Below are 8,895 nucleotides of genomic sequence, written 5' to 3'. Positions count from 1 at the left end.
GGCTTCCCGGTGCGCGTGCTGGACAAGGGCCGTGGGCCGGGAGGGCGGTTGTCCACGCGGCGGAATCCGGACGGCGGCACGTTCGACCCTGGCGCGCAGTACTTCACGGCGAGGGATCCGCTCTTCATGGCGCAGGTGGAGGCGTGGGTGGCGCAGGGGGGCGCGGCGGAGTGGCAGGGCCGCATCGGGACGCTGGAGCACGGGACGGTGACGCCTTCGGCGAAGGAGTCCGTGCGGTACGTGGGCGCGCCGGGGATGAACTCGGTGGCGAAGGCGCTCGCGGAAGGGCTGGACGTCCGGAGCGGTGTCCGGGTGGAGCGGGTGGCCCGGGACGGGGCGGCGTGGCGGCTGACGTCGGATTCGGGCGAGGACCTGGGGCTGGCGGAGGTCGTGGTGGCCGCGGTTCCCGCTCCGCAAGCGGTGCCCCTGTTGGCGGGGGCGCCCGCGCTGGCGGATCAGGCGAAGGGGGCGCGGCTGTCTCCGTGCTGGGCGGTGATGGCCCGGTTCGAGGCGCCCGTGGCGCTGGGGCTCGATGGGGCGTTCGTGAACGACTCGCCGTTGTCCTGGGTGTCCCGCGAGGCGAGCAAGCCGGGACGAGCGACGGGTGAGCGGTGGGTGCTGCACGGGTCGCCGGAGTACAGCGCGGCGCACCTGGAGGAGACGCCGGAGGAGGTGGCTCCGAAGCTCGTGGAGGCGTTCGCCCGGGCCCTGGGCACGGACGTGCGCGCGGTGGAGGCGGCGGCGCACCGCTGGCGCTTCGCGATGCCCTCCCCTCCCCTGGACACGCCCGCCCTGTACGACGCGGCTGCGGGGCTGGGCGCTTGCGGTGACTGGTGCGCGGGGCCTCGCGTGGAGGGTGCGTTCCTCAGTGGCGTGGCGCTGGCGCGTCGGGTGGTTGAAGGCGTTCGCGGAACTTGAGCGTGCCTCACTCGCGCTCGCGCACCACCAGCGTGCGGCGGGCGGTGAGGCCCCGGTCGTCAGTGACGAGGATGTCGTGCGTGCCCACCGACGGTTGCCACCAGAGGCGCTCGGCGGCGCGCGCGGTGCCCAGGAAGGCGCCGTCCACGAACCAGGTCAGCTCGCGGTCCTGCGCGGCCTCCGCCTCCAGCGGCACCTCCTGCTCCCTCGCGGACATGCCCGGGATGAGCAGCGCCACCTGTCCTTCCGGGGGCGAGAGGATGATGGGCGTGTCGCGCTCCCCTCCCGCCACGCAGCCGGGCGCGAGCGGGGGCGGCTCCGGCAACTGGCGCTGCTGCTCCGCGAGCCACCGGCGCAGGCTCGCCGGCCACGTCAGGTACACGCGGGACTCCGTCCGGCGCCCCGCGCGGCAACTCGGCCCCACCGACAGGCCGGACTCCACGTCCACCTCCACCCGGTGGTGATACGGACACGGCGCCGTCGGCACCGCCGTGCGCACCGCGTCCACCGTCTTGCGCTGCGTGCACGCGTCCGTCGGCAGGTGCCCCGAATACGCGCACACCTCCACGCGCACCAGGTCCTTCGGCGGCGCGACGTCCTCCTCCTGAAGCATCGCGCCGCGCGGCCCCACGCCCTCCAGGATGTCGAACAACAGCGGGGCCGCGTTCTCCGCGCCCACCAGGTGGACGCTGGACGCGTGGTTGAAGTTGCCCAGCCACACCACCGCCGTGTGCTTCGGCCCCGAACCCGCCGCCCACGCATCCCGGTTGCCGAAGCTCGTGCCCGTCTTCCAGTGCACCCGCGCCGGAAGGCCCGTCAGCCGCCGCCGCTCCGGAAAGTCCGGCCGGTCGCGCAGCGACAACGCCTGTCGCGTCAGCCACGCCGCGCCCGGTGACACCAGCGCACCGGCCTTCTTCGCGGGCGCGGCCTCCTCCTCCAGCACCCGCAGCGGCCGGGCCCGTCCATCCCCCGCCAGCGCCAGGTAGATGCCCGCGAGTTCCAGCGGCGTGAGCTCCAGTCCACCCACCGCCGCGGACAGGCCGTAGTGCCCCGGGTGCGGATCCAGGCTGGTGACGCCCGCCTGTCGCAGCGAGCCCAGGAAGCCCTCCACGCCCAGCCGCTCCAGGAGCCTCACGAACGGCAGGTTGAGTGACTGCGACAGCGCGGACTCCATGCGCACGAGCCCCTGGAAGCGCCCGTCGAAGTTGCGCGGCGAATAGCCGCCGTACGCCACCGGGATGTCCGTCACCAGCGTCTCCGGCCCCACCAGCCCCTGATCAATCCCCAGCGCGTACAGCAGCGGCTTGAGCGCCGACCCTGGGGAGCGCGGCGTGGCGAAGCCGATGATCTGCCCGCCGTTCTTCCCGTCGAAGAAGTCGAAGTTGCCCACCAGCGCGCGCAGCTCGCCGGAGTCGCGATCCGCAACCACCACCGCGCCGTTGTGGATGCCCTGCCGCTCCAGCTTCCGGGCCGCGTCCGCCAGCGTGCGCTCCACCAGCCGCTGCGTGCCCGCATCCAACGTCGTGCGCAGCCACGTCTCCTCCGGCCGTTGCGCCTTGAGCCACACCGCCGCATGCGGCGCTTCCCGGGGGAAGGGCTTCAGCACGTCCGGCACCTGCGTCGCCCGCACCTCCTCCAGCACCACGTCGGACGCCACGCCGTCCACGCCCAGGCCGCCCGACTCCAACAACCTCCGCGCGATGTCATCCCGGGCCGAGCGCAACCGCGCCGTGTTCTCCGGCGACGGGAAGCGCCGGTTCGGGTTCTGCGGCACCGCCAGCAGCGTGGAGATCTCCGCCGGACTCAGGTGCGCGGCGGTGTGCCCGAAGTACGCGAGCGCCGCCGCCTCCACGCCCTCCACGTTGCGGCCGTAGGGCACGAACTGGAGATACGCCTCCAGCACCTCCTCTTTCGACAACCGCACCTCCAGTTGCGCGGCGCGGAACGACTCCACGACCTTGGAGGTGAACGTGCGCGGCCGTGGCTCCAGCACGCGCACCAACTGCATCGTCAGCGTGGACGCCCCGGACACCCGGCGCCCCCGGCTCAGGTTGAGGCCGGCGGCGCGCAGGGCCGCGAGCGGATCCACGCCCGGATGGTGGAAGAACCGCTTGTCCTCCAGCGCCAGCAGGGCGCGGACATAGGCCCGGTCGACGCGGTCCTTCGGCGCGGGGATGCGCCACCGCTCGTCCGGGGCGAGGAAGACGTACGCGGGCGAGCCATCCCGGTACGCCATCACCACCGAGGGGGGCGCGGCCAACCGCTCCGGCAGCGGCACCCACCAGGCCGCCGCGAGGCCCGTGCCCAGAAGCACGAGCCCCGCCAGCACCACCCCCACCCACTTCCTTCCGCTCAGACGCAGGCGACGCATGGGGGCCTAGAGCAGGTCGTCCTTCCAGGGACCCACCACCTGCACCGTGCCCGCCGACTCGCGGGCCCAGGTCTCGGAGTCGTACATCGCCTCGGCCTCCGCGGACGGCAGCGTGAAGGAGCCCGCCGTCACCGCGCGCACCGCGTAGACGACCTTCTTCGTCTCACGGGCCTGCAGCGCGCCGAACACCTCCATGCGGTCGTCGCGCACGTTCACGTAGTCCGGGGCCCACTGCTGCTCCTCGGACACCCACTCCACGCTGCCACCCCGGCCCAGGCGGGCGTTTTCAATCTCCCAGCCCGCCGGCAACCGGTCCACCAGCGCGATGTTCTGGATGCGCTCGCCGGTGGTGTTGGTGACTTCCAGTTGCACGTAGATGAGGTCCGCCAGCTTCACCGGCGTCGCCTTCAGGTCCAGCTCCGTGCCGTCCAGCGAGTGCCACGTGCGCTTGAGCGTCAGCCCGTGGCCGCCCACCTTGACCTCCGGCGTGGTGCGCACGCCCTCGCTGTTGACGATGAGGTAGACCGCGCCCGTCCCCTTGTCCTTCATCTCCAGCGACAGGCCGGTCCGCTCGCTGGCGCGCGCCAGCGACCACGTGCGGTCCGACACGCGCGCGTCCTTCTCCGCGATGGATGCCAGGGCCTTGCCCCCGGCCGTCAGCGTGGGAGGCGTGAAGCTGGTCGCCGTGCCCTGCAACCGCTTGCCCAGGCCGGTGATGCCCCACACCAGTTCCTGCGTGGAGTAGTACGCCGACGAGCGCGTCTGGAGCGCCGTCGCCACCATGCGCGCCAGCGGCTCACCCTCCGGCGCGTCGCCGAAGAGGTCCTGGAAGGTGCTCAGCTGCATGCCGCGCCGACGCCGGTCGGAATAGAACGACCAGTTGTTCTTGCGCTCGTCGGTGACGGGCGACAGGTCCGGGCTGCGCAGGTCCTTCTCGTAGCGCCGGTCGCCAGAGAGCCACAGCGCGGCCTTGAGCAGGTACAGGTCCTCCTGCTGCTCGCCCGTGAGCGGCGTCTTCTTCGCGCCCGCGTCCAGCGCGGTCACCAGCGCCTGCACGCGCGCCTTGCGCCCCTTGCCCGCGGACGCGAGCACGTAATGCATGTACGGCTCCGCGTGCTGGCCGTAGTGGTCATCCTGGCCGAGCTTGCCCTCGTTCTGGGTCAGCTCGTTGCCCAGCCACGTGAGCGCGCTGTCCAGCCGGTCCTCCGGCACCGGGTACTTCAGCTTGCGCGCGTCCAGCAGCATGTGCGTCGCGTAGGCCGTGCCCCAGGCCACGGGCTCCTGGGAACCCGGCCAGTAGGCGAAGCCGCCGGAAGCCGTCTGCATCGACAGCACCCGGTTGATGCCCGACTGCACCATGTCCTCCACCTTCGCCGTGGAGACGAGCGTGGGGTCCACCCGGTCCACCAACTGGCTCACGAACAGCAGCGGCCGGGTGGAGGACGTCGTCTGCTCGATGCAGCCGTACGGGTAGCGCACCAGGTACGAAAGGTGCTGGAGCGACTTCGCGTACGGATTGTTCGTCACCCACACCGTGGTGCGCTCGGTGGTGGGCACCCAGCCCTGAAGCAGCGGCCCCAGGTCCGTCGTGCCCTGCGCCAGCTCCACCTGCTGGATTTTGCGCTCACGCGGACCGGCCGGGGACAGCGGCACGTCCAGTTGTTCGCGCGACGTGTAGCCACCGCCCTCCACCGTCACGACGAGCCGCGCCGCGCCCACGGACTGCACCGCACGCCCCTGGAACACGAAGGTGCGCGACTTGCCATCCTCCAGCCGGGCCCGGCCCTCGTTCTTGCCCGCGAGCTTCAACGGCGAGCCCACGTCCGCGGGCATCGCCATCCCCGGCACCGCCAGCGCTTCGGCGGCCAGCGTCACCTTCACGTCCTGCGCCTTGCCGGACAGGTTGGTGACGAAGACGGGAATCTGGATGTCGTCGTTCTGGGTGAGGAAGCGCGGCAGCGTCGTCTGGAGCACCAGCGGGTCGCGCACCAGCACCTGCGCGCTGGCCCGGCCGATGCGCTTGCTGCCCGCCGTCACCACCATCACCCGCACCGCGCCCCGGTACTGCGGCAGCTTGAAGGGCACGCGCAGCTTGCCGGAGGCCGGCACCTCCACCACGCCGCTCCACAGCGCCACCGGCTTGACGGGCTGCACGCGGCCTGACGCCCCGCCCTCGTCACCACCCGTGGAGCTGGAGTTGCCTCCGGGCGGCACGAGCAGCGCCCAGCCCACCGTCTCGAAGGTCTGGATGCCCAGCGCGCGCCGGGTGAAGATCTCCTTCAGCGGATCCGGGCTCTGGAAGCGCGTGAGGGACAGGATGCCCTCGTCCACCACCGCCACGGTGGCGAAGGTGGGGCCCTCCACGCCCTCCACCGCCAGGTCCACGGTGAGGGTGTCGTTGGAGCGGACCTCCTTGGGCACCGTCAGCGTGACGGCCTGGGTGAAGTCCACCGGCTCCAGCGCGATGCTGCCCACGCCGAAGGCGCGGTCGGGCATGAACGCCTTGGCGGACTCCAGGTGCGGATCCTTCACGAGGAACGCGCTCACGTAGACGTTGGGCGCGTACTCCGTCGGCGTGAAGCTCCAGGACACCTCCCCGGGCTCCGCCTGCTTCCACGCGGTGAAGAGCACGCGGTCGGTCTCCACCGTGAAGAGGACGCGGCCCCGGTAGGGCGCCTTGACCTTCACCGTGAGGGCCTCGCCCACCTTGCCCTTCGCCGGCAGCGACAGCTCCAGCGCGGTGGGCTTGAGCGGACGCGGCGTCTGGTCCACGCGCGAGCCCTCGCCGTACCAGTAGTAGCGGCCGTCACCCTCCAGCGACAGGTCCGTCTGGGTGGACCCCGCGCGAGCGCGCACGAGGTAGCCCGCGCCGTCGTTGCCCGGCGTCACCGTGGCGGAGAAGCGGCCGCCCTCCACCTTCGCCGTGAGCTGGCCGTCGCGCTGGGGGCGCAGGTAGCGCTGGTAGCGCTCGTAGCCGGATTCCTCGTCGTAGTAGTAGCCGTAGTTCTCCTCCAGCAGCTGGTACTCCAGCTCCACCGTCTTCGGCCCCTTGCCGTCGGCGACGAGCTGCCCGTTCCAGTCCACCACCACGCCCGACACCGTGAAGGGCGTGCCCGCCTTCACCTTCTGCGTGTTGGCCTGGAGGCCCAGGTAGAACGCGTCCGGGTGCACCGGCACGTTCGCCTCGCCAATGGTGGCGCGGCCGCTGCCGGACTCGAAGACGCTGGCCACCGCGGACAGCCGCGTCGCGCCCTTGATGGGTCCCGACGCCGCCTGAGCCGGGCACTTGAGCAGCGCCTGTCCCTTCGCATCCAGCGTGCCCTTCACCTGGCCCAGCGTCACGGGCCGGGGCTCGTTGCCGTCCTGGCGCCAGATGCCGTAGGCGTACTGCCCGTTCTGCTTGGGCTTGAAGGGCACCGACTCCAGGCGGCACGTCATCTCCACCGGGCTGCCCTCCGCCGAGCCGCCGAAGAGGTACGCGGCCTCCACGGCCACCGGAATCTCCTCGCCCTGCTTGTAGCCGGGGGCCTGCGTGGCCGCGGTCACCTTCATGCGCTCCGGGACGAACTCCTCCACGCTCAGGCCGTAGGAGGCCACCTCGCGGTCGGCGATCTTCAGGCGCACCGAATAGCGGCCCGTGTCCTGGAAGGCCGCGAACGTCTGGTCCAGCGACACGAGGCCCGCCGCGTTCGTCTTCAGCGTCTCCTTGCGGATCTCGCGCTCGCGCGGATCGATGACGCGCACCTCCACCGGCATGCCCACGGGCGGCGCCAGGTTGTCCTGGCCGCGCAGCACCGCGGCCACGTGCGCGGTGTCACCGGGGCGGTACACGCCGCGGTCGGACCAGAGCGAGGCGCGGTAGGGCTGCTCGGCGCGGTACGGCTCGCCCTGCACGTCCGAGTTGGCGATCTCCGTCTTCAGCTCGTCGTACTTGAGGTACGTCAGCTCATCGCCCTTCCTGGCCACCAGCGCGAACGGCTCGCTGTCATCCGCGCCGGGCGCGGGCACCTTGAGCTGGCAGCCGGCGTCGCCCTGGGTGGTGCAGCGGGCCACGGTCTGCCCGCTCTTCTTCACCAGCGACACCTCCACGCCGGACAAGGGTTCGGTGCTCTCCAGGCCCAGCGCCCAGACCCAGACCTCGCCCGCGTCCTTGGAGCCCGGCGCGGGCCCGCCCTTCTTGGCGACAAGGCTCAGGTCGGTGAGCAGGATGCGGGAGGCGGCGCGGTATTCGCCGCGCTCGGCGGTGATCTCCACCAGGCCGCGCGTGGTGGCGGGCACCAGCGAGGCGACGTCCACGTAGGTGGTGAGCAGCGAGTCCGGCGTCGACTTGAGCGGCACGTTCTTGCGCAGCAGCACGTTGCTGGTCCGCTCGTCCGCCTTCTCGTCGTAGTTGTTGCTCATCCAGAAGACGAGGTTCTCCGGCGGCACGTTGCGCACCGTGAGCGTCACCTCCTCCAGGTTGAGGTGCTGCAGCGGCAGGTTCTTCCACGCGCTGCGCGGCAGGTAGCGACCGCTGGTGGAGAAGCGCACCTGGGGGGCGCGCGCGGGCACGGAGTAGCCACGCGAGAAGGCGCCCAGCAGGGTGCCACCGCCCACGGTGGGCGTGCCCTCCGCGATGGTGAGCGTGTGCGGGCCGCGCTTGAAGTCCCCGAAGATGCGGAAGCCGCGGCGCGACGGCGCGACGGTGAACTTCACCTTGGGCTTGAAGCGGATGGCCTCCGCGGCCACGGCGTCGCTCAGCGAGCAGCCCCGGTTGTCGTCGTCGTAGTAGTACGAATCCCACTGCTCATCGACGGGGCTGGGGGCGGCGTTCGGCTCCGCGTCGCGGCAGCTCACCTCGAAGAAGTAGCCGTTGGCGCCCTCCTGGAGGCTGACGAAGGTGATGTCCGTGCGCTTGCCGCCGGCCAGCGGGACGCTGGCGTTGGCCGCGGGAGCGCGGGTGTTGGGGGCGCCCGCCTGCTCCAGCCCGTCCTTCAGCGCGAACTGCACGACGGCCGCGGCCCGCAGCTTCGGGTGGGTGAGCACCGCGGACAGCGAGTTGCGCGTGTCCGCGCGGGTGGTCCACTTCACGTCGGTGATGGCGGCATCCCCGACGCGGAAGCTCGAGCGGGAGCGCACGGCGGCCAGGTCCACGGGGCCGGAGAAGGTGACGTTCATCTCCACGAGGCCCTTGGTCAGGTCCATCCGCGTGGGCACCACCTGGACGAACTTGAAGGCGTACGTGGTGAAGTTGTAGCGCCACGCCCGCTCCGATGGCGGCTTCACGACGCCCGCCTCGGTGCCCACCGCGTCCACCGACACGGTGTACGTCGCGCCGGCCGTGAAGCCGGGGGCCACCGGGGTGAAGCGCAGCGACGAAGGCCCGGTCCACGACAGGCTGCCGGCCACGGAGGGCGACAGCGTCAGCACACTGCCCAGGACCGATTCGTTGTTCGGGCGCAGCGGTCGGGAGAACTCGACGACGATGCCTTCGGGGAGGCTGTTCTCGCTGACCAGCTCGCGGATGACGGGCGTCAGCGTCTCCGCCTGGGGCAGGGACGTGGTGGAGGCGGTGGACGGCTTCGAGGCGTCCGTCGCCCCAGGGGTGGAGTTGGACGGGGGGGCGG

General features: G+C 71.7%; 3 protein-coding genes. 1 reads left to right on the top strand and 2 read right to left on the bottom strand.

What is annotated here, in order from left to right:
• The coding region (locus tag D7X74_RS35775; RefSeq protein ID WP_120537475.1) for an NAD(P)/FAD-dependent oxidoreductase at window positions 1–918 on the top strand (918 nt) is incomplete at its 5' end.
• A gap of 7 nt (window positions 919–925) precedes the next feature.
• Here the strand turns inward: D7X74_RS35775 and pbpC are convergent.
• Both pbpC and D7X74_RS35765 read right to left on the bottom strand, forming a co-directional pair.
• Window positions 926–3,289, bottom strand: coding sequence for a penicillin-binding protein 1C (pbpC, locus tag D7X74_RS35770; protein ID WP_120537474.1), 2,364 nt, complete (start codon window positions 3,287–3,289; stop codon window positions 926–928).
• 6 nt (window positions 3,290–3,295) lie between these two features.
• Window positions 3,296–8,895: alpha-2-macroglobulin (locus tag D7X74_RS35765; protein ID WP_120537473.1), on the bottom strand; the 5,600-nt coding region annotated here is incomplete at its 5' end.

It is taken from the genome of Corallococcus sp. CA047B (genome assembly GCF_003612065.1).
GTDB classification, from domain to species: Bacteria; Myxococcota; Myxococcia; order Myxococcales; family Myxococcaceae; genus Corallococcus; species Corallococcus praedator.
The sequence above is the reverse complement of the archived record's forward strand: the minus strand, read 5'-3'. Positions and strand labels throughout refer to the sequence as shown.

What these genes read in the sequence shown, in the direction of transcription:
- pbpC (WP_120537474.1), bottom strand. Translation starts at nt 3,289, where the DNA reads ATGCGTCGCCTGCGTCTGAGCGGAAGGAAGTGGGTGGGGGTGGTGCTG.